This is a genomic window from Streptomyces sp. NPDC016309, assembly GCF_043077235.1.
In the GTDB taxonomy this organism is placed as follows: domain Bacteria; phylum Actinomycetota; class Actinomycetes; order Streptomycetales; family Streptomycetaceae; genus Streptomyces.
The window spans coordinates 109,515-133,478 of sequence record NZ_JBIBSG010000011.1 but is presented as its reverse complement, the minus strand read 5'-3'; the positions used below and the strand labels follow the sequence as shown (position 1 = coordinate 133,478).

The window sequence follows — 23,964 nt, the reverse complement described above, 5'->3', positions numbered from 1 at the left end:
AGCCGATCTCTTGTTACGGTGCTTGAAGCCCGGTCGCTGGTGCATCCCCCGTCGCCAGCGACCGGGCCCTTCAATTTCCTCGGAATGCGATCTTCCGGATCTGGCCTCAACTGGCCGCCGGGCCGGGTGAGTTGCTCCCCGACCGCAGCAGCAGCGCGCTTTCCCCGCTCTCCGCGAACTCCGCCACCGCCGTGTATTCGGCGGAAGTCCCGCGCGAGCGCTCCCTGGGTGTCTCGCATACGCCCGGCTCGTCCTCCGCCGGTACGTCGCATTGCGCTTGTACGGTGCGCCCGCCGGGGCCCATGAAGGTGAGGACGGCCCCCAGCTCCCCGCCCGTCACATTGCGGTAGTAGGTCCGCGCCCAGATGTCGCGCCCCTCGGTCAGTACGCACGTCTGCGCCTCGACCCCGTCCGGCGAGGCGACCTCCGGACCGCATTCCGCGGCACGCGTTCCCGGCCCCGGCGCGGACGGCTCGGCCGCGGACGGCCCGGACGGGGCGGGGACGGGCGCGGAGGGGACGGCCGCGGCGGTGGCGCCGGACGGGGCACGCGTTCCGGCCAGAAGTGCCGGCGCCACTCCCCCTCCACCGTCCGGCGCGGGGGTGCCGGGGCCGGACGCCGGTCCGGCGGAGGCGGCCAGCGGCAGCAGCGCGGTCAGCACCACGGCGGCCCCGAGCCCGGTCACGCGGAGATTCATGGGGACCTGCCCAACTGCCCGGGATCGCTGACGGTGAGGCGACGATAGCGACGGAACGCCGTCGTCCAGGGGTCCGTGCCCCCGAATCCCGTACAACTCGGCCCCGCTCACACCCGTACGAGTGACGCAGGGGTGACGGCGGGGCCGGAAACCGGGCCGGGGTCGCGACCGGGCGTCAGTAGCGCAGCCGGCTGCCGCCGTCCGGCGCGCTGGTGCTCGCCTCGACGAGCGCGTCGACCACCGCCTCCACGTCCGGCAGCCAGGGCGACGCCGACCCGGTGAGCGGCGCGCGTTCCCAGCGCACCTGGCCCGTCCCGGTGTCCGACGGCGGCAGCACCAGGTAGCCGCCCTCGCCGTGGAAGCGCAGCGAGCTGGGCACGCAGTCCTTGGCGTACAGCAGCTCGCCGAGCTGTTCGAGGGTGTACGGGGCGACCAGCAGGGACCAGCGGGTGGGGGTGGCCACCACCGGGCCCAGCCGCATGTCCATCCGGTCGAGCACCGCCAGGGCCCGCGCCCCCGCGACGGCGGGCAGGCTCACCGCGCACGGCGCGCGGCCCCCGGTGGCGAGCACGACCGGGGCGTCGGGGCGGTTGGTCCACCACCAGCGCACCAGGCGCTCGTCGGTGGACGCGGCCAGCAGGCCGGGGTCGAAGGGGTGTGCGCCGGGTACGACGCACTCGGGGTCGGGACAGGCACAGCCGCGCTGCCGGTCGCCCCCGCGGCCCCGCCCCGGGGCGCCGCCCCGGGAGGTGCCTCCGGCCGCCCCGAGTCCCACGCCGGGGAGGACGGGCCAGTGCCACTCGGTTGCGCACAGGAGGGCCGCGTCCAGATGGGCGGGCCCCCTCTTGCGCCGCAACCGGAGCCTGCGTCGCCTTCCGAGGATCTCGCGCATGAGCGCTCGTTCCTTTCCGTTGAACGCCGAGGTCATCCACATCACCACAGGTGTGGTCACGTCACTGTGCGTACGGTCCGGCGCGTCACCGCCCCGTGCCGGTGCCGGTGTGGGGACCGGCCTGTCTTCGCCCGCGGCAAGGAACACCGCATAGGGGCCGCCGAGCGTGGACCGGGCCGCGGCCCGGTGCGGCCGTCCGTCCATTAAACGCGTGGCGAGGGGTGGCGCACCCGTGGCGCGCACTGGCTGTCGCGCTCGTCCCGCTGTTCTCTTTCCCCGCCACTCGGGGATGGGGCGTGGCCTTCGGGGTCAAGGACGCCAGGGCTCCCCGCGGGGTTCCGGGCTCGCCCCAACTGCCCCTGGCCGACACCGGTTACGTACCCAGCCCGTTCGGAACGACGCACTCCCGGACCGCGCCTGGCGACGCCGCTTCCGAGGGGGTGCCCCTTTTCGAACGGGGCTCAGTCGACCGCAAATACTGTCCATGGGGGGCATTTTTGAGCCAAGTTGCGGCTCAGGTAAATACCGCGTGCCCGCTCCGTGACAATGCTGGACATCCCCTCACTTCTGCGTGTAGATGTGGTGGCAGTGACAGCGGCGCAGATTGACATGGGGGTTTGCGATGCTATCCAGCGACACGCACCCGTCGAAGAGCCGGCTGCCATGACCGCCCCTCACCTGCCGAAAGTGGCTGGAATCGATCCAACCGTTCCGGCGCCCGCGCACACTGCGGCGCCTCTTCCGAACCTCCCGACCCCACCGGTCGCACCCGGCGCCATGATCCAGGACAAGCTGGCGGGCTGGGTCTCCGGCCTCACCACGCTGCACGAACTCACCGAGCGCCTCTCCCGCACGGGCACCCTCGACGACGCCCTCCAGGAACTGCTCCGCGCCGGCGCCGCGCTCGTCGGCGCCCGCCGGGGCATGGCCGTCCTCGAACCCGCCGACGGCCTCGGTCCCACCGCCACCACCGGGCTGGGCCTCGCCCACGCCGACCTCGGCACCATCGAGACCGTGCCGCGCAGCGCCACCTCCTACGGCCGCATCCTCGACGACGCGCCCGGCGACCCCCTCACCGGCCGGCGCACCGGCGCCGTCGCCGTCCCCGACCTGTTCGCCGACGAGGGCCTCGACCCCCGCCACCGGGAGGTCGCCGCCCGCCTCGGCTACGCCGCCAGCTACGCCGTCCCGCTCGTCACCGACGGGGCGGGGCGACTGGGCGCCGCCGTCTGGCTGTACGACGAGCCCGCCGAGCCGGCCGAGGGGCGGCGCCACCTCGTCGGCCTCTACGGGCGGTACGCCTCCGAGCACCTGGCCCGGCTGCTGGAGCTGGAGCGGGGCCGCGCCCGGCTCGCCACCCTCGCCGAGGAACTGCTGCCGAGCCGGCTGCCCCGCGTCCCCGGCGTCCAGCTCGCCGCCCGGCACCGCACCGGCCCGCAGGGCGGCGGCGACTGGTACGACGCGCTGCCGCTGCCGGAGGGCGCGCTGGGCCTGGCCGTGGGCTCGGTGTCCGGGTCGGGCCCGAGCGCGCTGGCCGCGATGGGACGGCTGCGGGCCTCCCTGCGGGCCTACGCCGTGATGGAGGGCGAGGACCCCGTCGCCGTGCTCTCCGACCTGGAGCTGCTGCTGCGGCTGACGGAGCCGGCGCGCTCGGCCACCGCGCTCTTCGCCTACGCCGAGCCCGCCCGGCGGAAGATCGTCCTGGCCGGCGCGGGGCACACCCCGCCGCTGGTCGTGGGCGAGCGGCGCACCGAGTACGTCGAGACCTCGCTGTCGGCGCCGCTGGGCATGCTGGCCTGCTGGGAGGCGCCGAGCGTGGAGATCGCCCCCGAGCCCGGCGAGACGGTGCTCCTCTACACGGACGGGCTGCTGCGCCGTACCGGGGAGTCGACGGACAGGGCGTTCGCGCGGCTGCACGCGGCGGCGGCCGCCGTGCCCGCGGCGGACCGGACCGACCCCGGCGCGATCGCCGACCACGTGCTGCGGACGGTACTGCCGGACGGCGGCTCCGGGGACGAGGACGTGGTGGTGCTGGCCGCCCGTTTCGAGTGACCCGACGCCCCGGTGCGGTCTTCCGCACGACCGTACGATGGTGGGGGTCCCCTCGCCGGCCCGACCACCGTCGGGAGGCCGGGGACCGTTCGATGGTCGTACTAACAGGAGGCGGACCCGTGGCCGAAGAGCTCACCCCGGCTGATCCGGATTCTGCTGCTACCGCGGCGGGCCCGGAAGAGCCCGAGGAGCCCATCAAGCAGCGCAAGAACGGCCTGTACCCGGGCGTGTCCGACGAGCTGGCCGAGAACATGAAGTCCGGCTGGGCCGACACCGAGCTCCACGACCTGGAGCCGATCCCGCAGGCGGCGCACACCGCCGCCCGCCGTGCCGCGCTGTCCGAGCGCTTCCCCGGCGAGCGGCTCGTCATCCCCTCGGGCAACCTGAAGACCCGCTCCAACGACACGGAGTACGCCTTCCGGCCGTCCACCGAGTACGCGTACCTCACCGGTGACCACACCCACGACAGCGTGCTGGTGCTGGAGCCGGTCAAGAGCGGCGGCCACGAGGCCACGGTCTACCTGCTGCCCCGCTCCGACCGGGAGAACGGCGAGTTCTGGCTCGACGGCCAGGGCGAGCTGTGGGTGGGCCGCCGGCACTCCCTCGCCGAGGCGGAGCAGCGGCTCGGCATCCCCGCCAAGGACGTGCGCGAGCTGCCCGCCGCCCTCAAGGAGGCCACCGGCCCGGTGCGCAACGTCCGCGGCCACGACGCGGGCATCGAGGCGGCGCTGACCGACAAGGTCACCGCCGAGCGCGACGAGGAACTGCGGGTGTACCTCTCCGAGGCGCGCCTGGTGAAGGACGCCTTCGAGATCGCCGAGCTCCAGCGCGCCTGCGACTCCACCGCCCGGGGCTTCGAGGACGTCGTCCGGGTCCTGGACAAGGCGGAGGCGACCAGCGAGCGGTACATCGAGGGCACCTTCTTCCTGCGGGCCCGCGTCGAGGGCAACGACATCGGCTACGGCTCCATCTGCGCCGCCGGGCCGCACGCCACGACGCTGCACTGGGTGCGCAACGACGGGCCCGTCCGCTCCGGGGACCTGCTGCTGCTGGACGCGGGCGTGGAGACGACGACGCTCTACACGGCGGACGTGACGCGGACGCTGCCGGTCAACGGCCGCTTCACCGACCTCCAGCGCAAGATCTACGACGCGGTGTACGACGCCCAGGAGGCGGGCATCGCGGCGGTGCGGCCGGGCGCGGACTACCGCGACTTCCACGACGCCGCCCAGCGCGTGCTCGCCGAGCGGCTGGTGTCGTGGGGCCTGCTCGGCGACATGGACGTCGAGAAGGTCCTGGAGCTGGGCCTCCAGCGCCGCTGGACCCTGCACGGCACCGGTCACATGCTGGGCATGGACGTCCACGACTGCGCGGCCGCGCGGACCGAGACGTACGTGGACGGCGTGCTGGAGCCGGGCATGTGCCTGACCGTCGAGCCGGGCCTGTACTTCCAGGCCGACGACCTGACCGTGCCGGAGGAGTACCGGGGCATCGGCGTCCGGATCGAGGACGACATCCTGGTCACGGAGGACGGCAACCGGAACCTGTCGGCGGCGCTGCCGCGCCGCTCGGACGAGGTCGAGGCCTGGATGGCGAGCCTGAAGGGCTAGGGCGCCTCGCCCCCTGAGTCGTGTCGGCGCCTTCGCGCCGGGCCCCCCGCCGGTACGCCGGCGGGGGGCCTCGTGCGTGCCGCCGGGGGGCCGCCGCCGGTGAACCGCCGTCCGGAGGAGCGGGCAGGGGCCGAGCGGGGTCAGGAGGCCACCAGCGGGGCGTCCGTACGCCACTTGACGATCTTGTCGAAGCTCACCACCGCACCGCCGCGGCCCGATCTGTTGCCGAAGTGGACATGGTCGGCCAGCTCTTCGATGAGGCGCAGGCCCCGTCCGTTCTCGGCCTCCGGGACGGCCCGGCGGACCGTCGGCGCCGGGCCGGCCGGGAAACCCGGGCCCGAGTCCGCCACTTCGATCCGGCACTTCTCCCCGTCCAGGTACGCCGTCACCCGGTACTCCGCCGAGACGTCCCCGGTCCCCGTCCGCCCGCCGTGCTCCACCGCGTTGGCGCACGCCTCGGTGAGGGCGAGGGACAGGTCGTAGGAGATCTCCGGGTCGACGCCCGCGGTCTCCATCGTGCCGAGGAGGAGGCGACGGGCGAGCGGGACGCTCGCGGCCTCGCGCCGCAAATGGAGAGACCACCAGATGCTCATGCTCCAGCCTCCTGGCTGCGGCTCGACATACCGATACGTATTGCCCCCCGCTGTCGGTCGTAAGCGCCGCGTTGACGCCACGGCCCCCGTTCGGCGGATATGCGTAGCCCGTACGCCGGTGTATGTCGTCCCGTGCCGGATCGAGGCGGGGCCTTACGGACTCCGACGGTGAAACGGTGACCTTCCGGACCTGCCGTGTGGCGGCGGGGGGCGCAGTGCGATGATGGCCCGGCCATGTCTGCCCCTTCCGCTGGTCCACGGCTGCTGCGGGCCGCGGTGTTCGCCGCGGTCTGCGTCGTGCTGTCCGCGCTGGGGCACGCACTCGCCGCCTGCGAGACCGTCCCCTGGTGGACGTTGGCCCTCGGGTTCCTCGGTGTCCTCGCGCTCACCGTGCCGTTCGCCGGGCGCGAGCGGTCGCTCCCGGTGATCACCACGGCGCTGGCCGTCGGCCAGCTCGGCCTGCACGCGCTGTTCGGGCTCGGGCAGCGGCAGCAGTTCACCGTGGATATCGGCGACCGGGCGGACGAAGCACTGGTCCGGATGGCGGCCAAACTGGTGTGCGGGGCGGGCGGCTCGGCACTGAGCCCGGCCGACGCGCACCGGATCGTCACCCGCGCCGGGCTGGACCCGGCCGCCGCGGCGCCGCACGCGGGACACGCGGGTCACCTGGGCCGGATGGGCCGGCTGGCGGAACCCGCCGCCGGTCTGTGGCCCGGCCTGCCGATGCTCCTCGGGCACCTGCTGGCCGCCGTCGTCACCGGCTGGCTGCTGCGGCGCGGCGACCTAGCCCTGCTGAAGCTGGGCCGGCTGTCGGCGCACGGCGCCACGGAAGTCGCCGAAGGGGCGCTCGTCCGTTCGCTGCGCGCCGCCTTCGTCCTCGTACGCGCCCTGGTGGCCGGACTGCCCGCGCTGCCGGCGGGCCGGACCGGGCCGCCGCGCACCGACGACGACACTCCGCCGTCCGCCGCGGCGGACGCACTTCTCCACACGGTGATCAGGCGCGGCCCTCCGGCCGTATCCCTCTGCGTCCTCGCAGCCTGACACGGCCCCGCTCGGCAGGAGCGGCGCCGTGGTGCGCGCATGCGCACGCGTCCGCCTTTCCCGCTCTCCGTGGAGTGTGTTCCGTCATGAACGTTTCTTCCCGTGTCGCCCTGGCCGGCGGCCTCGCCGTCTCCTCCGTCGTCCTGCTCTCCGGCACCGCCTTCGCGCACGTCAGCGTGCAGCCGCAGGGCGAGGCCGCCAAGGGCGGGTACGCCACCGTGAACTTCAAGGTCCCCAACGAGCGCGACAACGCCTCGACGGTGAAGCTCGAAGTGACCCTCCCGGCCGACCACCCGCTCGCCTCCGTCTCCACCCAGCCGATCCCGGGCTGGAAGGCCGAGGTCACCAAGGCCAAGCTGGCCAAGCCGCTGGAGGTGCACGGCAAGAAGATCACCGAGGCGGCCACGAAGATCACGTGGACCGCGGCCGGTTCGAAGATCGCCCCCGGTGAGTTCCAGCAGTTCACCGTCTCCCTCGGCCGGCTCCCCGAGGACACCGACCGCCTCGTCTTCAAGGCCCTCCAGACGTACGACAACAAGGAAGTCGTGCGCTGGATCGAGGAGCCCAAGGACGGCGCTCCCGAGCCCCAGACCCCGGCGCCCGTGCTGAAGCTGTCCGCCGCCGCGGACGACCACCACGGGGGCGCCGCCGCCCCCGCCGCCGCCGACGACAAGGGCCACGGCGACAAGGGCCACGGCGAGAAGGACACGGAGGAGAAGGCCGCGTCCGCCGGCTCCGCCGACACCACCGCCCGTGTCCTCGGCGCCGCCGGCATCCTCGTCGGCGCCGCCGGTGTCGCCTTCGGCGTCCTGGCCGGACGCCGCCGCTCGGCCTGACGGCCGCTGCCCGGAACCCCCGAAAGAGAAGACCCATGCACCTCCAGAAGACCGGCGAGCGGTCCCGGCCGCGCCGTCGTACCCCCGTGCTCGCGGCCGTGCTCGCCGCCGTGTCGGCGCTGACGCTGTCGGCCTGCGCCGGCGACGGGAAGGACGCGTCCGCCGGCTCCGCCGCTGGCCTGTCCGCCGACGCGTCGCCGGACAAGCCCGGGACCGTGCTCGACCGGCCCTTCGAGAAGCCCAACCTCGTCCTGAAGGACACCAAGGGCGCCCCGTACGACCTCCGCGAGCGGACCAAGGGCAAGCCGACGCTGATCTACTTCGGCTACACGCACTGCCCCGACGTCTGCCCGCTGACGATGAGCAACATCGCCGTGGCCTACAAGGAGCTCCCCCCGGCCGACCGGGCCAAGCTCCAGGTCGTCTTCGTCACCACCGACCCCGAACGGGACACCTCCGCCGAGCTCGCCAAGTGGCTGCCCGGCGCCGGTGACCCGTCCTTCATCGGCCTCACCGGCGACTTCCCGACCATCCAGGCGGGCGCTCGCCAGATCGGCATCGGCATCGACCCGCCGAAGAAGGAGAAGGACGGCTCGGTCGTCTCCATGCACGGCGCACAGGTGATCGCGTTCTCGCCCCGGACCGACCAGGGCTACGTCGTCTACGACGACGACACCACCGCCGAGGACTACGAGAAGGACCTGCCGAAGATCATCAAGGGGGAGAACCCGTGACCCGCCGCACCACCCTGACCGCCCTGTCCACCGCCGTGGCCCTCGCCGGGGCCATGGCGCTGGGCGGCTGCGCCTCCACCGGCGGGCCCGAACTCACCGTGGACGGCGCTTTCATACCGCAGCCCGTCGGCGACATGGCCGGCGCCTTCCTCACCGTCACCAACGACGGCGACGCGGCGGACCGGCTCACCTCCGTCTCCAGCCCGCTCTCCGACGACGTCCAGATCCACGAGACCAAGGACCAGAAGATGCGGCGGGTGCAGTCCTTCGACATCCCCGCGAACGGGGAGCTGAAGCTCGAACGCGGGGGCAGCCACATCATGTTCATGGGCCTCAAGAAGCAGCCGAAACAGGGCGAGAAGGTGCGCGTGGAACTGCACTTCGAGAAGTCCGGCCCGATCACGGTCGACGTCCCCGTGGAAGCCGCCACCCACAACCCGTCGCACCACTAGGCACCCGGGGGACTGACACACCATGACGGCCACCACCCCGCGCCCCACGGTCACCCGCGTCCTGTGGCTGCTGCTGGCCACCGCGGCGCTGCTCGGCACCCTGCTCTCGGGCACGGCGAGCGCGCACGCCGCGCTGACCGGCAGCGACCCGAAGGACGGGGCGGTGGTCGCCACCGCCCCCAAGGGCGTCACGCTCACCTTCTCCGAGCAGGTCGCCCTGGGGGACGACGCGATCCGCGTGCTCGAACCGAGCGGCAAGCGCGCCGACACGGGAGAGCTGCGCGACCTGTGCGCCGGCGCCGTCGTCAAGTACGGCGTCGACCTGCGCGCCGGGCTGCCGGACGGCACGTACACCGTCGCCTGGCGGGCGGTATCCGCCGACAGCCACCCCATCTCCGGCGCGTTCACCTTCTCCATCGGCGCCCCGTCGCAGACCACCGTCGCGCTGCCGGAGGAGGAGGTGGGCGGCGGAGTCGTAGGGATTTTGTACGAGATCGCCCGGTTCATCTCGTACGCCGGTTTCATCCTGCTGGCCGGTGGTGCCGCGTTCGTGCTGGCCTGCTGGCCGCGCGGCGCGGCGGTGCGGCCGCTGCAACGGCTCGTGGTGCGCGGGTGGGTGACGCTGACGGCGGCCACGCTGGCGCTGCTGCTGCTGCGCGGGCCGTACACCGGGCTGGAGTTCGGGCTCGGTTCGCTCGGTCCGGTCCTGGAGAGCAAGACCGGTGCGGCGCTCGTCTCGCGGCTGCTGCTGCTGGGCGCGGCGGCGCTGTTCGTGGCGGTGCTCTTCGGCGCCCATACGAGGCGCGAGGACGAGGCCCGCGGGGACGAGGCCCGCGGGGACGAGGCCGGCGGGGACGAGGCCCGGAAGAAGGACCTGGCCTTCGGGCTCGCGATCGGCGGCACCGTGGTCGCGGCCGGTATCGCGGGGACGTGGGCGCTGTCCGAACACGCTTCGGCCGGGCCCCAGCCCGGCGTCGCGATGCCCGTCGACATCCTGCACCTGCTGGCCATGGCCGCCTGGCTGGGCGGGCTGGCCGCGCTGCTGGTCGCCCTGCACAAGGAGCCGTCGATCGAGCGGACGGCGGTGCGGCGGTTCTCCGGGGTGGCGTTCGGCTCGGTGGTCGTGCTGGCCGTGACCGGGACCTACCAGTCGTGGCGGCAGGTCGGCTCCTGGTCGGCGCTGACCGGCACGGCGTACGGGCGGCTGCTGCTGCTCAAGGTGGGGCTGGTCGCCGTCCTGGTGGGGGTGGCGTGGTTCTCCCGGCGCTGGACCGGGCGGCTGCCGGAGACGCCCGCGGTCGCCCGGGAGGGGGACACGGCGGAGGAAGCGGTCGAAGCCGACGGGACGGAGGAGGCGGTCGAGGCGGTCGAGGCGGCTGTCGCCGAACCGCTCGCGGTGCCGGGCGGCGGTGCCGGGACCGGGGCCGGGGCCGGGGCCGGGGCGGCGGGCGCGGGGGCGGGCGCGGGCGCGGCCGGTGGCACCGTGGAGGTCCCCCGGGAGCGGGCCGCCCAGCTCGCGCGGCAGCGGGCCGCGATGGCGACCGCCCGTGCCCGGCGGGACCGCGAGGCCGACCCCGAGCGGGCCCGGCTGCGGCGTTCCGTGCTGGCCGAGGCGGGCGTCGCGGTGCTGCTCCTCGCGGTGACGACCGTCCTCACGACGACCGAGCCGGGCCGTACCGAGGAGGCGGCGGGCCGTAGCCGCGCGTCGGCGCCGGCCGCCGTGCCGGACCGGCCCCTCGACCTGACGCTGCCCTTCGACACCGGCGGCGCGGTGAACGGGAAGGGGACGGTACGGCTCACCGTCGACCCCGGCCGCTCCGGCGGCAACACGATGCACGTGTACGTGAACGGGGCGGGCGGCAAGCCCCTGGACGTACCCGAGCTGAAGGTCTCCTTCACCCTGGAGTCCCAGCAGATCGGCCCGCTGCCCGTCGTACCGGACCGGGTCACGGCCGGGCACTGGACGTCCGAGGCCGTACAGATCCCGATTCCGGGCGAGTGGAAGCTCCAGGTGACCGTGCGGACCTCCGACATCGACCAGACCACCATCGACAAGAACGTGAAGATCGGCTGACCGTGAGCGGCGAGAACACCGACACCACCGAGAAGACCGCCAGGACCGACACGTCCGACGCGACCGGCACCATGCGGGACACCGGAGGGGCCCGGCAGGCCGAGACCCTCCAGGTCTCCCGGCGCAAGCTGCTCGGGACCGTCGGCGCGGCCGGCGCGACCGGGCTGGTGCTGGGCGTGGCCGGCGGCGCCGCCGGCCACGCCGCCGCGGCCGGGGAGCCCGGCACGGCCCTGGCGACCGTCGGGTCGACCGCCGTGCCGTTCCGCGGCGACCACCAGGCGGGCATCCTCCAGCCGTTGCAGGCGCGCGGCCACCTGGTGGCGTTCGACCTGGCGCCGGGGGCGGGGCGCAAGGAGGCCGCCGCGCTGATGCGCCGCTGGTCGGCGGTGGCCGAGCGGCTGATGGCGGGCGGGCCGGCCGGCGACGGGGACACGGGGGTGGCGCTGGACGCGGGCCCGTCGTCCCTGACCGTCACGTTCGGCTTCGGGGCCTCGTTCTTCGACCGGACGGGGCTGGTGGCACGGCGGCCGGCGGAGCTGGACCCGCTGCCCGCGTTCTCGTCCGACCGGCTGGACCCCCGGCGCTCGGGCGGCGACCTGTGGGTGCAGATCGGCGCGGACGACGCGCTCGTCGCCTTCCACGCGCTGCGCGCCGTGCAGAAGGAGGCCGGCGCGGCCGCGCGGGTGCGCTGGCAGATGAACGGCTTCAACCGCTCGCCGGGCGCCACCGCGCACCCCATGACCGCCCGCAACCTGATGGGGCAGGTCGACGGCAGCCGCAACCCGAAGCCGTCCGAGCCGGACTTCCGGCAGCGGGTGTTCGTCCCGGAGGGCGGGGAGCAGCCGTGGATGGCGGGGGGGTCGTACGCCGTGGTGCGCCGGATCCGGATGCTGCTGGACGACTGGGAGGAGCTGCCGCGGGAGGCGCAGGAGCGGGTGATCGGCCGCCGGAAGTCGGACGGGGCGCCGCTGACAGGCGGCGGCGAGACGGCGGCGATCGACCTGGACCGGACCGGACCGGACGGGAAGCCCGTCGTCCCCGCCGACGCCCACGCGCGCATCTCGGCCCCGGAGCAGAACGGTGGCGCGGCGATGCTGCGGCGCCCGTTCTCGTACCACGACGGGATCGGGCCGGACGGGACGCCGGACGCGGGGCTGCTGTTCATCGCGTGGCAGGCCGATCCGCGGCGGGGCTTCGTGCCGGTGCAGCGGAAGCTGGACCGGGGGGACGCGCTGTCGCGGTTCATCCGCCACGAGGCGAGCGGCCTGTTCGCCGTGCCGGGCGGTCCGGGCGCGGGCGAGTACGTGGGGCAGCGGTTGCTGGAGGCGTGACCGCGCGGATGCCCGGCGCATTAGGGTGACCGGTATGTCGGCCACGCGCTATACGTATCTCGGTCCCGAGGGCACCTTCACCGAAGCGGCCCTCCGTACGCTCCCGGAAGCCGCCACGCGGGAGCTGGTGCCGATGGTCTCCGTGCCCGCGGCGCTCGACGCCGTGCGCAACGGGGAGGCCGCCGCCGCCCTCGTACCGATCGAGAACTCGGTGGAGGGCGGGGTGACGGCGACCCTCGACGAACTGGCGTCGGGCGAGCCCCTGATGATCTACCGCGAGGTGCTGCTGCCGATCGCGTTCGCCCTGCTGGTCCGGCCGGGCACCAAGCTGTCGGACATCAAGACGGTCACCGGTCACCCGGTCGCCCAGCCGCAGGTGCGCAACTGGCTGCGGGCGCACCTGCCGGAGGCGGTGTGGGAGTCGGCCGCGTCCAACGCGGACGGGGCGCGGCTGGTGCGGGAGGGGCGGTTCGACGCGGCGTTCGCGGGGGAGTTCGCGGCGGCGACGTACGGGCTGGAGGCGCTGGTCACCGAGATCCATGACGCCGAGAACGCGGAGACCCGGTTCGTGCTGGTGGGCCGGCCGGCGCGGCCGGCGGCGCCGACCGGTGCGGACAAGACCTCGGTGGTGATCTGGCAGCGCGAGGACCATCCGGGTGCGCTGCTGGAACTGCTCCAGGAGTTCGCGGCGCGCGGGGTGAACCTGATGCTGCTCCAGTCCCGGCCGACGGGCGCGGGGATCGGCAACTACTGCTTCGCCATCGACGCCGAGGGCCACATCTCCGACCGGCGGGTCGGCGAGGCGCTGATGGGCCTGAAGCGGATCTGCGCGCACGTCCGCTTCCTCGGGTCGTACCCGCGGGCGGGGGCGGGGCCCGAGGACGTGAGCCCGCCGCGGCCCGGGACGTCGGACGAGGACTTCACGGCGGCCTCGGACTGGCTGGCCCGCTGCCAGGACGGCCGGGCCTGACCGGACATCCACAGAAGTTATCCACAGGCCTGCTTCTCGACCTGGGGACAAGTCGACATCACAACCGGGCGAGGTCGACAAATCGCTCCTGTGGCGCAGGTGATCACAGAGTGCGGCACGGCGGCCGTGTCACCTCAATTCCGCCGATCACCTCCTTGGAGCGAGAATTTCCCACCCGAATGAGTGTGGGCGTCGGGTTTGGTAGGGGAATCCAGGGTGACGTCTCGGCAATCGGAATGATCAATTGCTGAGTCCACAGCGGATTCGCACAGCCTGTGGATAACTTCCCGTAGCGACCGGCGTCTGTGGACAACGACACTCGAACACCATCCGGCGACGGGCCTGGAAGGGGCAGGGCGAGGAATTCCGTGCACCATTCTGCGCAGATAAACTCCGGCAATTCGGTCAAAGTCGACACGCAAGGCCCGCACGGCATATCGGCTGGGGTGGCGTCGGGCCGCACCGGTAGCCTGGTGGGGTGATTGACCTTCGCCTGCTCCGTGAGGACCCCGACCGTGTTCGCGCCTCCCAGCGCGCCCGTGGAGAGGACGTCGACCTCGTCGACGCCCTGCTCTCCGCCGATGAGCGGCGCAGGTCGTCCGGCGTCCGCTTCGACGAACTCCGCTCCGAGCAGAAGGCGCTCGGCAAGCTGATCCCGAAAGCGTCCCCGGAGGAGCGCGCGGAGCTGCTGGCGAAGGCCGAGCAGCTCAAGACCGAGGTCAAGGCCGCCGACGCCGCCCAGAACGAGGCGGACGAGGAGACCAAGCGGCTGCTGCTCCGGCTCGGGAACATCGTCCACGGGGACGTGCCGGTCGGCGGCGAGGAGGACTTCGTCGTCCTGGAGACGCACGGCACCGTCCGGGACTTCGCCGCCGAGGGCTTCGAGCCCAAGGACCACCTGGAGCTCGGCGAGGCGCTGGGCGCCATCGACGTCGAGCGCGCCGCCAAGGTCTCCGGATCGCGCTTCTACTACCTGACGGGCGTCGGCGCCCTGCTGGAACTCGCCCTCGTCAACGCGGCGATCGCCCAGGCGACCGAGGCCGGCTTCATCCCGATGCTGACCCCCACCCTGGTCCGCCCGCGCGCCATGGAGGGCACCGGCTTCCTCGGCCAGGCCGCCGAGAACGTCTACCACCTGGAGAAGGACGACTACTACCTGGTCGGCACCTCCGAGGTGCCGCTGGCCGCGTACCACATGGACGAGATCCTCGACGCGGAGAAGCTGCCGCTGCGGTACGCCGGTTTCTCCCCGTGCTACCGGCGCGAGGCCGGCACGTACGGCAAGGACACCCGGGGCATCTTCCGGGTGCACCAGTTCGACAAGGTCGAGATGTTCTCCTACGTCGCCCCCGAGGACGCCGAGGCGGAGCACAAGCGGCTGCTGGACTGGGAGAAGCAGTGGCTGACCTCCCTGGAGCTGCCGTTCCAGGTGATCGACGTGGCCACCGGTGACCTGGGCGCCTCGGCCTCGCGCAAGTACGACTGCGAGGCGTGGATCCCGACGCAGGGCAAGTACCGCGAGCTGACGTCCGCCTCCAACTGCGACAGCTTCCAGGCCCGGCGCCTGTCGGTGCGGATGCGCGACGGCAAGAAGGTCCAGCCGCTCGCCACCCTGAACGGCACGCTGTGCGCCGTACCGCGCACGATCGTCGCGCTCCTGGAGAACCACCAGCAGGCCGACGGCTCCGTGCGGGTCCCCCCGGTGCTCCGCCCCTACCTCGGCGGCCGGGAAGTCCTGGAGCCCGTCTCCCCGTGACTCCCTTCCCCTACAAGCTGGTCGCGACCGACCTCGACGGGACGCTGCTGCGGTCCGACGACACGGTCTCGCAGCGCACGCGTGACGCGCTCGCCGCCGCGACGGCGGCGGGCGCCGCGCACATCGTCGTCACCGGCCGCGCGGTCCCCTGGACCCGCCACATCCTGGACGACCTCGGCTACGACGGCCTCGCCGTCTGCGGCCAGGGCGCGCAGGTCTACCACGCGGGCGAGCACCGGCTGCTGACGTCCGTCACCCTGGACCGGCAGCTCGCCGGCCTGGCGCTGTCCAAGCTGGAGGCCGAGGTCGGCCCGCTGGCCCTGGCCGCCAGCCGCGACGGCCTGGAGGGCGAGGTCCTGGTGGGCCCCGGCTACCGGGTCCAGGAGGGCCCGCTGCCGTACCTCCCCTACGAGGACCCGGCCGACCTGTGGTCGGCCCCGCTCAACAAGGTCTACATCCAGCACCCCGAGCTGGACGACGACGCTCTGGCGCGCGTCGCCCGGCAGACGGTCGGCGGTTTGGTGGACGTGGTGATGGCGGGCCAGGGGGTCGTGGAGATCCTCCCGCTGGGCCTGAGCAAGGCCACGGGGCTGTCCCTGGCGGCCCGCAGGCTGGGCATGAAGGCGAGCGACACGATCGCGTTCGGCGACATGCCGAACGACATCCCCATGTTCGCCTGGGCGCACCACGGCGTCGCCATGGCCAACGCCCACGACGACCTGAAGGCCGTCGCCCACGAGGTCACGGCCTCGAACGACCAGGACGGCATCGCCGTCGTACTGGAACGCCTCCTGACCGCCTGACCGCCAAGGGGTCAGGGGCCCCGGTGCCGCCGGTCGGTCGCCCGTTGTGGGCGATCGTGCCGCCGGAGGGTCGCCCGTTGTGGGCGATCGTGCCGCCGGGGCGGCACGGGTGGGCACAACGGCACCCGGGTGGACGCCCCCACCGGCTCCTCCGGGCCCGGCTCCGGTCACGGCCGGGGCCGCTCACGATCGGCCGGCCGGTCACAGGGCCGGGGCCGGCCCGCGCGTACGGAAAACGCGCGCTCGAAGCGGCCGCCCCCGGCATCCTGCCCCCGTGGTACCCCCGTGGTGCCCCCGTGTGGGCGTTGCACAGCCAATGTGCCCCGCACGCACGGCGCGGCGCCACCGGATTACCGGTGACGCCGCGCCGACGGCCTCACGTGCCCGAGCACACACCCGCGCCCGCACCCGGGCACGCCGCCGGTCCGGTCAGAAGTTGATCATGTGGCCCGCGAGCCCGTGCACGGCCTCCTTGACCGCCTCGCCCAGCGTCGGGTGCGCGTGGACGTTCCGCGCCACCTCGTGCACGGTCAGGTCCCACTGCTGCGCCAGCGTCAGCTCGGGCAGCAGCTCCGTGACGTCCGGCCCGATCAGGTGCGCGCCGATGATCTCGCCGTACTTCGCGTCGCTGATCAGCTTCACGAAGCCGGTGGTGTCGCCCAGGCCGTGCGCCTTGCCGTTCGCCATGAAGGGGAACTTCGCGACCTTGACGTCGAAGCCCTTCTCCCGCGCCTGCTCCTCCGTCCAGCCGAAGCTGGCGATCTGCGGCTGGCAGTAGGTGGCGCGCGGGATCATCGGGTAGTCGAGCTCCATCGTCTCGGCACCCGCCAGCGTCTCGGCGGCGACGACGCCCATCGCCTCGGCCGTGTGCGCGAGCATCAGCTTCGCGGTCACGTCACCGATCGCGTAGATGTGCGGCACCGACGTGCGCGAGCGGCCGTCGACGTCGATGGCGCCGCGCTCGGTGAGCTTCACGCCCGTGTTCTCGAGGCCGTACCCCTCGACGTTCGGCGCGAAGCCGATCGCCTGGAGCACCTTGTCGGCCTCCAGCACCTGCTGCTTGCCGTCCTTGCCGGTCACGGTGACCCGCACCTGCGGCCCGGACTCGTCGATCGACTCCACCCGGGTCGAGGTCAGCACGTCGATCCCGAGCTTGCGGTACTGCTTCGCCAGCTCCGCCGAGACGTCCTTGTCCTCCAGCGGCGCGATCCGGTCGAGGAACTCGACGATCGTGACCTTCACGCCGTAGTTGTGCAGGACGTACGCGAACTCGATGCCGATCGCGCCGGCGCCGGCGATCACGATCGAGTGCGGCAGCTCACCGGCGAGGATCTGCTCCTCGTACGTGACCACGCGCTCGCTGCGCCGCGTGCCCGGGAGCAGGCGCGGCGTGGCACCGGTGGCGATGATGCAGTTGTCGAACGAGATGGTGGTCGAGCCGCCGTCGGACAGCGCGACCTGGAGGGTGTTGGCGTCCAGGAAGGTGCCGCGACCGGTGAACTCGGTGATCTTGTTCTTCTTCATCAGGAAGTGGACGCCCTTGACGCGGCCGTCCGCGACCGTGCGGCTGCGGCGGAAGGCCTCGCCGTAGTCGAAGGAGACCTGGCCGTCGACCTTGATGCCGTACGTCTTCGCCTCGTGCGTGAAGAGGTGGGCCAGCTCCGCGTTGCGCAGCAGTGCCTTGGTGGGGATGCAGCCGACGTTCAGGCAGACACCGCCCCAGTACTTCTCCTCGACCACCGCGACGCGCTTGCCCAACTGGGCGGCGCGGATGGCGGCGACGTATCCGCCGGGGCCTGCTCCGAGTACGACGACGTCGAAGCGGTCTGACATGGCTTGCTCCCCAGGGTGTGAGTGAGTGCGGCTGAGCCCACAGTAATCCTGGCCGCAAGTTGTAGGATGACTGGGCAACCGGGCGAATAGGCGGAATGGAGCAGTGACCGATGGCGCTGAAGGCAGCGGGCCGGACCTCCCTCGTGGACACCGTCGTCGAGCAGCTCCGCGCCCAGCTCACGGACGGCGAATGGGCCGTCGGCGACCGCATCCCCACCGAGCACGACCTCGCCGAGCAGCTCGGCGTCGGCCGCAACACGGTCCGTGAGGCCGTCCGCGTCCTCGTCCACGCCGGCCTGCTGGAGTCCCGGCAGGGCAACGGCACCTTCGTACGCTCCACGGCCGACCCCGCCGCCGTGCTGCGCACCGTCCGGGCCGCCGGCGCCCTGGACGTCCTGGAGCTGCGGATCGCCCTGGAGACCGAGGCGGCCCGTCTCGCCGCCGCCCGGCGCGACACCCACGACCTGCTCCGGCTGCGCGCCGCCCTGACGACGCTGCGCGAGGAGGGCGACCGGGACGCGGACGCCGACCTGGCCTTCCACCGGGCCGTGGTCGAGGCCACCCACAACGCCGCCTTCACCGGGGTGTACCGGTTCTTCTCCGCGCAGGTGCACGAGAGCCTCGTCGAGTCGCTCGGCGACCACGAGATGCCCGCGATCGACCTGGACGCGCACGAGGCGCTGGTCACGGCGATCGAGGCGGGCGACCCCGACGCGGCGGGGGCGGCGGTGCGTGAGCTGCTGCGCGTACCGCTGGAGACGGTCAGGGCGATCGTCGCCACCCGCTGAACCTCCCCCACAAGATCCGTCGTCGTCGTGAAAGGTGCTGTGAACGTGGCACGTCCGGAACCCGGCCCGCTGCTCCTCGACGCGGAGGCCGGTGCCCGGCCGCCCTCGCCCCGAGGGGCCGCCGCCCGGCGGGCGTTGCTCGCCCACCCGGCGCTCCTGATGGCCGGGATCGTGCTGGCCTCGCTGAACATGCGGGCGGCGCTGGCGAGCGTGTCCCCGCTGGTCGGCGAGATCAGCGCGGGCTTCGGGCTGTCGTCCACCGCGAGCTCCCTGGTCACCTCGGTGCCGGTGCTGTTCCTCGGCCTGGGCGCGCTGGTGGCGCCCCCGCTCGCGCGGCGGCTCGGAACCGAACCGGTGCTGTTCGGTGCGCTGTTGCTGCTGGGCGCCGGCATCCTCGTACGCGTCCTGCCGTCCGTGTACGCGCTGTACGGCGGCGGTGTCCTGGTGGGCACGGCCATCGCGCTGCTCAACGTGCTGATGCCCGGGCTGATCAAGCGGGACTTCCCCGACCGGGCCGCGTCCATGACGTCCGTCTACACCGGCGCGATGATCGCGGGCGCGACGGTGGTGGCGGCCGCGTCCGTGCCGCTGGAGAAGGCGTTCGGGGGGAGTTGGCAGGCGTCGCTGGCGTTCTGGTCCCTGCTCGCGGTGGTGGCGGCGGTGGCGTGGCTGCCGCAGGTGCTGATCGTCCGGGGGCGGACGGGGTGGACGGGGTGGACGGGGCGTGAGGGGCGGGGGGCCGCCTCAGCGGGCCCTGCCCCGGACACCGCCCGGCGGAGTGTGTGGCGTTCGGCGCTGGCCTGGCAGGTCACCCTCTTCATGGGCCTCCAGTCGCTGTGGTCGTACGTCCTGATCGCCTGGATGCCGACGATCTTCACCGACCAGGGCATGAGCCGCTCGACCGCCGGTGTCGTCTTCGCGTTCAACAACCTCATCCAGGTCGCGGGCGCGTTCCTGGTGCCGCTGATGGCCGGCCGGATGCGCTCCCAGCGGCCACTGGTCGCGCTGGTGACGTCGCTGGTCGCGGCCGGGTACGTGGGGCTGATGGTCGCCCCCGTCTCGGGGGCGTGGCTGTGGGCGGCGGTGCTCGGCGTCGGCCAGGGCGGCGCGGTGGGCCTGGCGCTGACGCTGATCGTGCTGCGCAGCGGGGACGCGGTGACCGCGGCGCGGCTGTCGGGGATGGCGCAGACGGTCGGCTACCTGCTGGCGGCCGCCGGTCCGCTGGCGGCGGGCGCGGTCCACGAGGCGACGGGCGGCTGGACGGTGCCGATCGCCCTGGTGCTGTGCGTGTGCGTGGCGGCCCTGGTGACGGGGCTGTTCGCGGCGCGTGACCGGAAGGTGTGACCCGCGACCGGAAGGTGTGACCGCGGCGCCGGGCGCGCGCACGGCCCGCCGGGTGCCCGCACCCTCGGCGAGACACCCCCTAGCCGCCCTGGCCACCCTGGTCGCGGTCCTTGCGCTGGCGGCGCCGTTCGCGGCGGCGGGTCCGGCCGAAGAACCAGCCCGCCGGGGGCTCGTCGGCGCGCCAGGGCTGCGGTTCGGGCGGCCGGCCGCGCCAGCGCGCGGCGAGCATCCGGGCCCGGGCGGACGGCTCGGTGGTCCCGGCGGAGCGGATGAAGTCGGTGTCCAGTTCGATGTCGTCCCAGTCGTCCCGGGGCTCGTGCTCATCGGGCATGGGTGCCTCCTCCGTACGCCAAGTGTGCCGACCGGACCGTCAAAACGGTGTGAGGGACGGCGAAGGGCCCTCCACGCGCGCGTGGAGGGCCCTTCCCACGGGGAGTGGGGGTACGGCGCCGGCCTACTCGTCACCCGCCAGCGTCAGCGTCCGCAGCTTCTGCCCGGCGTACCAGGTCGCGGCCACCGTCACCGCCGCCAGCAGCGCCACCGCCACCGGCAGGCCCACGTCGGAGGCGACCAGCCCGTCACCGGTGACCTTCTCGGCGACGGCCAGCGCCCACTGCTGGACGCTGAGGGTCTTGGCGCCCTCGATGAGGGTGCCGAACAGGGCCTCCCACACCAGGGCGTACACGAGCCCGATGACGACCGCGTGGCGGCTGACCGTGCCGAGCAGCAGGAAGAGCGCGCTGTACGCGATCGAGGCGACGAGCGCGGCGACCGTGTACGCCACGGCCACCTGCTGCCCGTTGCCGTTGAGGATCATCCCCGCGAGGAAGGTGGGGACGGCCGAGAAGACCATGGTCACGGCGATGGCGACGATCAGCTTGGTGAAGATGATCGTCGGCCGCTTCACCGGCTTGGCGAGCAGGTAGACGATCGAGCCGTCGTCGATCTCCGGCCCGATCGCGCCGGTCCCGGCGATGACACCGATCAGCGGCACCATGGTGGCGAGCGCGAACCCGCCGAGGACGTCGGCGGCGACCTGGTCGTCGGCGCCGTTGAAGGCCCGGACGGCGGCCGCGATGAGCAGCAGCAGACCGGGCAGGACGAAGAGGATCGCGGCCCGGCGGCGGCCGAGCAGGGCCCGGTACGTGAGCCGGGCGACGGTGGGGTTGTACATGGTCGTGAGGCTCCCTTCAGGCCGTGACGAGGTACGAGAAGACCGATTCCAGTGACTCGTCCGAGGGCGAGACCGTCAGCAGCCGGATGGAGTGCGCGCGGGCGACCCGCGGGAGCAGTTCGGTGAAGCGCGCGAAGTCCACCGCCTGGACGCGCAGCGCGCCCTCCGTCACGTCCACCTCGATGCCGGCCGTCGACGGGTCGGCGATCAGCGCGGCCGCCAGGGCCCGGTCGTCGCTGGACCGTACGAGGTAGCGGTGCGGCCGGTCGGTCATCAGCCGGCGGATCCGGCGGAAGTCGCCGCTGGCCGCGTGGCGCCCGGCGACGATCACCTCGATGTGGGAGGCGAGTTGCTCCACCTCCTCCAGGATGTGCGACGAGAACAGGACCGTGCGGCCCTCCGCGCCCATCCGCCGCAGCAGGTCCATCAACTGCATGCGCTGGCGCGGGTCCATGCCGTTGAACGGCTCGTCCAGCAGCAGCACGGACGGCTCGTGGACGAGGGCGGAGGCCATCTTCACGCGCTGCCGCATGCCCTTGCTGTACGTGCCGATCTTGCGGTCCTGCGCGTACTCCATCTCCACCGTGGCGAGCGCCCGCTGCGCCTCCGTGGCACCGAGGCCGTGCAACTCGGCGTTGGCGACCACGAATTCACGGCCGGTGAGGAAGTCGTACATCGCCTCGCGCTCGGGCACGACCCCGATGCTGCGGTAGACGGACTCGTTGCGCCAGATCTGCTGCCCGTCGAGGGTCACCGATCCGGTGGAGGGGGCGAGGAAGCCGCCCATCATGTTGATCAGGGTGGACTTCCCGGCGCCGTTGGGGCCGAGCAGCCCGGTCACTCCGGGGCCGATGGTCATGGTGACGTCGTTGACGGCCACGACGTTCCCGAACCACCGTGAGACGTGGTCGATGTCGATGGTGGTCACAGTCCGACCTTCCGGTAGCGGCGCAGCAGGACGGCGTAGGAGCCCGCGATGAGGGCGAGGGCGGTCAGCAGGTAGACCACGCCCACCCCGGCGCCGGGCCCCGCCTCGGCGGGGAAGGAGGACGTGGCGCCCAGGAAGGCGGTCTGCACGCCGTCGACGAGCGTGATGGGCGAGAACAGGCCGAGCCACTTCACCGCGCCCAGGGAGTCGGTGCTCCAGGCGATGGCCTGGAGGGTGGACACGGCCCCGTACGAGATGGTGAGGGCGGCGATGACCGCGGCGACGCCGAAGCCCCGGCGGGGGGTCAGCGCGGCCAGCACCAGGCCGATGCCGCCGAACAGCAGCGAGAGCAGGGCCACGGAGACCAGTCCCTGGGCGAAGCCCGCCGTCTGGTGGGCGAAGTCCATCTTCGCGAGCAGCGACCCGATGTAGAGGATGAGCAGCGGGGAGGCGGTCAGGATGAACAGCGCCGACGCCATGGCGCCGTACTTGGCCAGGACGTAGTCGACGCGCTCGATGGGGCGGGAGAAGTACAGCGGCACGGTCTTGAAGCGCAGGTCGCGCGAGACCGACTGGGGGGCCTGGGCGGCCAGGTACAGTCCGATGACCGCCTGGGTGAAGATCGCGTACCGCGTGTAGTCCAGCGGCAGGTCCTTCAGTTTGGTGGCCACCGCGACCGCGACGACGATCAGCGCGGGGACGCACATCACCGCGAAGAGGATCATCGGCAGCACCTTGGACTTGGCGCTGCGGCCCAGTCCGTACGCGCCGCGCAGCGACTGCGAGAACAGCGAGCGGCGCGCGTAGGCGCGGCCGAGGCGGGGGCCGTCGTAGTCCCGGTAGCCGATGTTGTGGATACGGGTCTCGGCCTGGGGGGCGGGGGTGCTCATCGGGCCTTCACCTCCTGGACCTCCTGCGGGTGGGTGGCGGCCGCGTCCGGCCCCGGCCGGAAGACCTCGGCGATGTGGTGGCGGCGCTGTTCCATCCGTACGAGGCCGAGACCGAGCTCGGCGACGGTGTCGCGCACGAGGTCGTACGTCTCCTCGCCGGTCGCCTCCAGCAGCAGGATGTGGCCCGCGCCGGGCAGGCCGTCCGCCGTTCCCTCGGGTGTCCCGTGGAGGGTGATTCCGGCGGCCGTGAGGGCCTCGCGGAGGGCGGCCGTGCCGTCGGGGTGGGTGTCGGTGTCGGTGACCTCGACGGCGAGGGTCGCGGTGACCTGGGTGAAGTCGCTGGTGGAACTGGAGCGCAGCAGCTTGCCGCCGTCGATGACGACGACGTGGTCACAGGTGCGTTCGAGCTCGCCCAGCAGGTGGGAGGTGACCAGGACCGAGATGCCGAAGTCCGTGTACACCCGGCGGATCAGGCCGAGCATCTCGTCGCGGCCGACGGGGTCGAGGCCGTTGGTCGGCTCGTCGAGCAGCACGAGCTGCGGGTCGTGCACCAGCGCCTGGGCGAGCTTCACCCGCTGCTTCATGCCGGTCGAGTAGCCGCCGATGGGACGGTAGCGCTCCTCGTACAGGCCGACGTGGCGCAGGGTGTCGGCGGTGCGCTCCCGCGCGGCGGTGGGCGGCAGACCGGACATGCGCGCCATGTGGACGACGAACTCGGTGGCCGAGACGTCGGGCGGCAGGCAGTCGTGCTCCGGCATGTAGCCGACCCGCTCGCGGATGGCGGCGCCGCTGGTGGCGACGTCGAGGCCGAGCACCTCGGCCCGGCCCTCGGTGGCGGGGGACAGCCCGAGCAGGATTTTGATCATGGTGGACTTGCCGGCTCCGTTGGCACCCACAAGTCCGGTCACACCGGGCCCGATGTCCAGGGAGAGCCGGTCGAGAGCGGTCACCCGGGGGAACCGCTTGCTGAGGCTTTCGGTCGCGATCACAGTCACGCTACGACGGTAGTGGCGCACGCCACACCGGGCGTCAGACCTGACGGCTGGATCGGTGTCCGACTCAAGGCGTACGGGCCCGTAGGGGCATGGCACCGGGGGCGGGGTTTTCCCCAGGCTCGGCACGGCCCTTGACGCAGCCGCCGGGCATTGTCACATTCATCAGTGGCA

General features: G+C 73.0%; 22 protein-coding genes. 13 read left to right on the top strand and 9 right to left on the bottom strand.

Annotation, left to right across the window (positions count from 1 at the left end; translation table 11 throughout):
* Positions 1 to 106: 106 nt before the first annotated feature.
* Together ACF068_RS26420 and ACF068_RS26415 are read right to left on the bottom strand one after the other, a co-directional pair.
* A complete protein-coding gene (locus ACF068_RS26420) occupies positions 107 to 697 on the bottom strand; it encodes a hypothetical protein (protein WP_392276794.1) in 591 nt (196 codons plus the stop codon).
* A gap of 175 nt (positions 698 to 872) precedes the next feature.
* A complete protein-coding gene (locus ACF068_RS26415) occupies positions 873 to 1,589 on the bottom strand; it encodes a bifunctional DNA primase/polymerase (RefSeq protein ID WP_392276883.1) in 717 nt (238 codons plus the stop codon).
* 546 nt (positions 1,590 to 2,135) lie between these two features.
* Between ACF068_RS26415 and ACF068_RS26410 the strand changes: the two genes are divergently transcribed.
* Positions 2,136 to 3,641: a PP2C family protein-serine/threonine phosphatase gene (locus ACF068_RS26410; protein WP_392276882.1), complete on the top strand. Its 1,506-nt coding sequence runs from the start codon at positions 2,136 to 2,138 to the stop codon at positions 3,639 to 3,641.
* Positions 3,642 to 3,760: 119 nt separating this feature from the next.
* Positions 3,761 to 5,251 carry an aminopeptidase P family protein gene (locus ACF068_RS26405; RefSeq protein ID WP_392276793.1) on the top strand — a complete coding sequence of 497 codons (1,491 nt, stop codon included), beginning with the start codon at positions 3,761 to 3,763 and terminating at the stop codon, positions 5,249 to 5,251.
* A gap of 140 nt (positions 5,252 to 5,391) precedes the next feature.
* Here ACF068_RS26405 and ACF068_RS26400 read toward each other — a convergent pair whose 3' ends face one another.
* The gene (locus ACF068_RS26400) at positions 5,392 to 5,844 is read right to left on the bottom strand and encodes an ATP-binding protein (RefSeq protein WP_392276792.1); all 453 of its coding nucleotides are present in this window, start codon (positions 5,842 to 5,844) and stop codon (positions 5,392 to 5,394) included.
* A gap of 234 nt (positions 5,845 to 6,078) precedes the next feature.
* Between ACF068_RS26400 and ACF068_RS26395 the strand changes: the two genes are divergently transcribed.
* The 9 genes from ACF068_RS26395 to ACF068_RS26355 all read left to right on the top strand — a co-directional run bounded on the left by ACF068_RS26395 (position 6,079) and on the right by ACF068_RS26355 (position 15,841).
* The gene (locus ACF068_RS26395; RefSeq protein WP_392276791.1) at positions 6,079 to 6,885 is read left to right on the top strand and encodes a hypothetical protein; all 807 of its coding nucleotides are present in this window, start codon (positions 6,079 to 6,081) and stop codon (positions 6,883 to 6,885) included.
* Between the two features lie 86 nt (positions 6,886 to 6,971).
* Positions 6,972 to 7,721, top strand: coding sequence for a YcnI family protein (locus ACF068_RS26390; RefSeq protein WP_392276790.1), 750 nt, complete (start codon positions 6,972 to 6,974; stop codon positions 7,719 to 7,721).
* A gap of 35 nt (positions 7,722 to 7,756) precedes the next feature.
* On the top strand, positions 7,757 to 8,455 hold the full coding sequence (locus ACF068_RS26385; protein ID WP_392276789.1) for an SCO family protein: 699 nt from the start codon (positions 7,757 to 7,759) through the stop codon (positions 8,453 to 8,455).
* Positions 8,452 to 8,907 carry a copper chaperone PCu(A)C gene (locus ACF068_RS26380; protein WP_392276788.1) on the top strand — a complete coding sequence of 152 codons (456 nt, stop codon included), beginning with the start codon at positions 8,452 to 8,454 and terminating at the stop codon, positions 8,905 to 8,907. Before ACF068_RS26385 ends, ACF068_RS26380 begins: the two co-directional genes overlap by 4 nt.
* Positions 8,908 to 8,929: 22 nt before the next feature.
* The gene (locus ACF068_RS26375; protein WP_392276787.1) at positions 8,930 to 10,981 is read left to right on the top strand and encodes a copper resistance CopC/CopD family protein; all 2,052 of its coding nucleotides are present in this window, start codon (positions 8,930 to 8,932) and stop codon (positions 10,979 to 10,981) included.
* A gap of 71 nt (positions 10,982 to 11,052) precedes the next feature.
* Positions 11,053 to 12,312, top strand: a complete 1,260-nt coding sequence (gene efeB / locus ACF068_RS26370) for an iron uptake transporter deferrochelatase/peroxidase subunit (RefSeq protein WP_392276881.1) — start codon at positions 11,053 to 11,055, stop codon at positions 12,310 to 12,312.
* Positions 12,313 to 12,346: 34 nt separating this feature from the next.
* Complete coding sequence (gene pheA / locus ACF068_RS26365) at positions 12,347 to 13,282, top strand: prephenate dehydratase (protein WP_392276786.1); 936 nt, start codon at positions 12,347 to 12,349, stop codon at positions 13,280 to 13,282.
* A gap of 478 nt (positions 13,283 to 13,760) precedes the next feature.
* Entirely contained in the window at positions 13,761 to 15,038 is a 1,278-nt protein-coding gene (gene serS / locus ACF068_RS26360) for a serine--tRNA ligase (RefSeq protein WP_392276785.1), read from the top strand.
* Positions 15,035 to 15,841, top strand: a complete 807-nt coding sequence (locus tag ACF068_RS26355; protein WP_392276784.1) for an HAD family hydrolase — start codon at positions 15,035 to 15,037, stop codon at positions 15,839 to 15,841. Before serS ends, ACF068_RS26355 begins: the two co-directional genes overlap by 4 nt.
* A gap of 429 nt (positions 15,842 to 16,270) precedes the next feature.
* Here ACF068_RS26355 and lpdA read toward each other — a convergent pair whose 3' ends face one another.
* Positions 16,271 to 17,674: a dihydrolipoyl dehydrogenase gene (gene lpdA / locus ACF068_RS26350; protein ID WP_392276783.1), complete on the bottom strand. Its 1,404-nt coding sequence runs from the start codon at positions 17,672 to 17,674 to the stop codon at positions 16,271 to 16,273.
* Positions 17,675 to 17,784: 110 nt separating this feature from the next.
* On the opposite strand from lpdA, the gene ACF068_RS26345 reads away from it, so the two are divergent.
* The gene (locus tag ACF068_RS26345; RefSeq protein WP_392276782.1) at positions 17,785 to 18,462 is read left to right on the top strand and encodes a FadR/GntR family transcriptional regulator; all 678 of its coding nucleotides are present in this window, start codon (positions 17,785 to 17,787) and stop codon (positions 18,460 to 18,462) included.
* Positions 18,463 to 18,507: 45 nt separating this feature from the next.
* Positions 18,508 to 19,806 carry a CynX/NimT family MFS transporter gene (locus ACF068_RS26340; RefSeq protein WP_392276781.1) on the top strand — a complete coding sequence of 433 codons (1,299 nt, stop codon included), beginning with the start codon at positions 18,508 to 18,510 and terminating at the stop codon, positions 19,804 to 19,806.
* Between the two features lie 79 nt (positions 19,807 to 19,885).
* On the opposite strand, the gene ACF068_RS26335 is transcribed toward ACF068_RS26340, so the two are convergent.
* The 5 genes from ACF068_RS26335 to ACF068_RS26315 all read right to left on the bottom strand — a co-directional run bounded on the left by ACF068_RS26335 (position 19,886) and on the right by ACF068_RS26315 (position 23,787).
* The gene (locus ACF068_RS26335) at positions 19,886 to 20,137 is read right to left on the bottom strand and encodes a hypothetical protein (protein ID WP_392276780.1); all 252 of its coding nucleotides are present in this window, start codon (positions 20,135 to 20,137) and stop codon (positions 19,886 to 19,888) included.
* Positions 20,138 to 20,260: 123 nt separating this feature from the next.
* Complete coding sequence (locus ACF068_RS26330; RefSeq protein WP_392276779.1) at positions 20,261 to 20,980, bottom strand: ABC transporter permease; 720 nt, start codon at positions 20,978 to 20,980, stop codon at positions 20,261 to 20,263.
* A 16-nt stretch (positions 20,981 to 20,996) separates the two neighbouring features.
* Complete coding sequence (locus tag ACF068_RS26325; RefSeq protein WP_392276778.1) at positions 20,997 to 21,908, bottom strand: ABC transporter ATP-binding protein; 912 nt, start codon at positions 21,906 to 21,908, stop codon at positions 20,997 to 20,999.
* The gene (locus ACF068_RS26320) at positions 21,905 to 22,798 is read right to left on the bottom strand and encodes an ABC transporter permease (RefSeq protein WP_392276777.1); all 894 of its coding nucleotides are present in this window, start codon (positions 22,796 to 22,798) and stop codon (positions 21,905 to 21,907) included. Before ACF068_RS26320 ends, ACF068_RS26325 begins: the two co-directional genes overlap by 4 nt.
* Positions 22,795 to 23,787 (bottom strand): ABC transporter ATP-binding protein, encoded by a 993-nt coding sequence (locus tag ACF068_RS26315; protein ID WP_392276880.1) that lies wholly within the window; start codon positions 23,785 to 23,787, stop codon positions 22,795 to 22,797. Before ACF068_RS26315 ends, ACF068_RS26320 begins: the two co-directional genes overlap by 4 nt.
* Positions 23,788 to 23,964 lie beyond the last annotated feature (177 nt).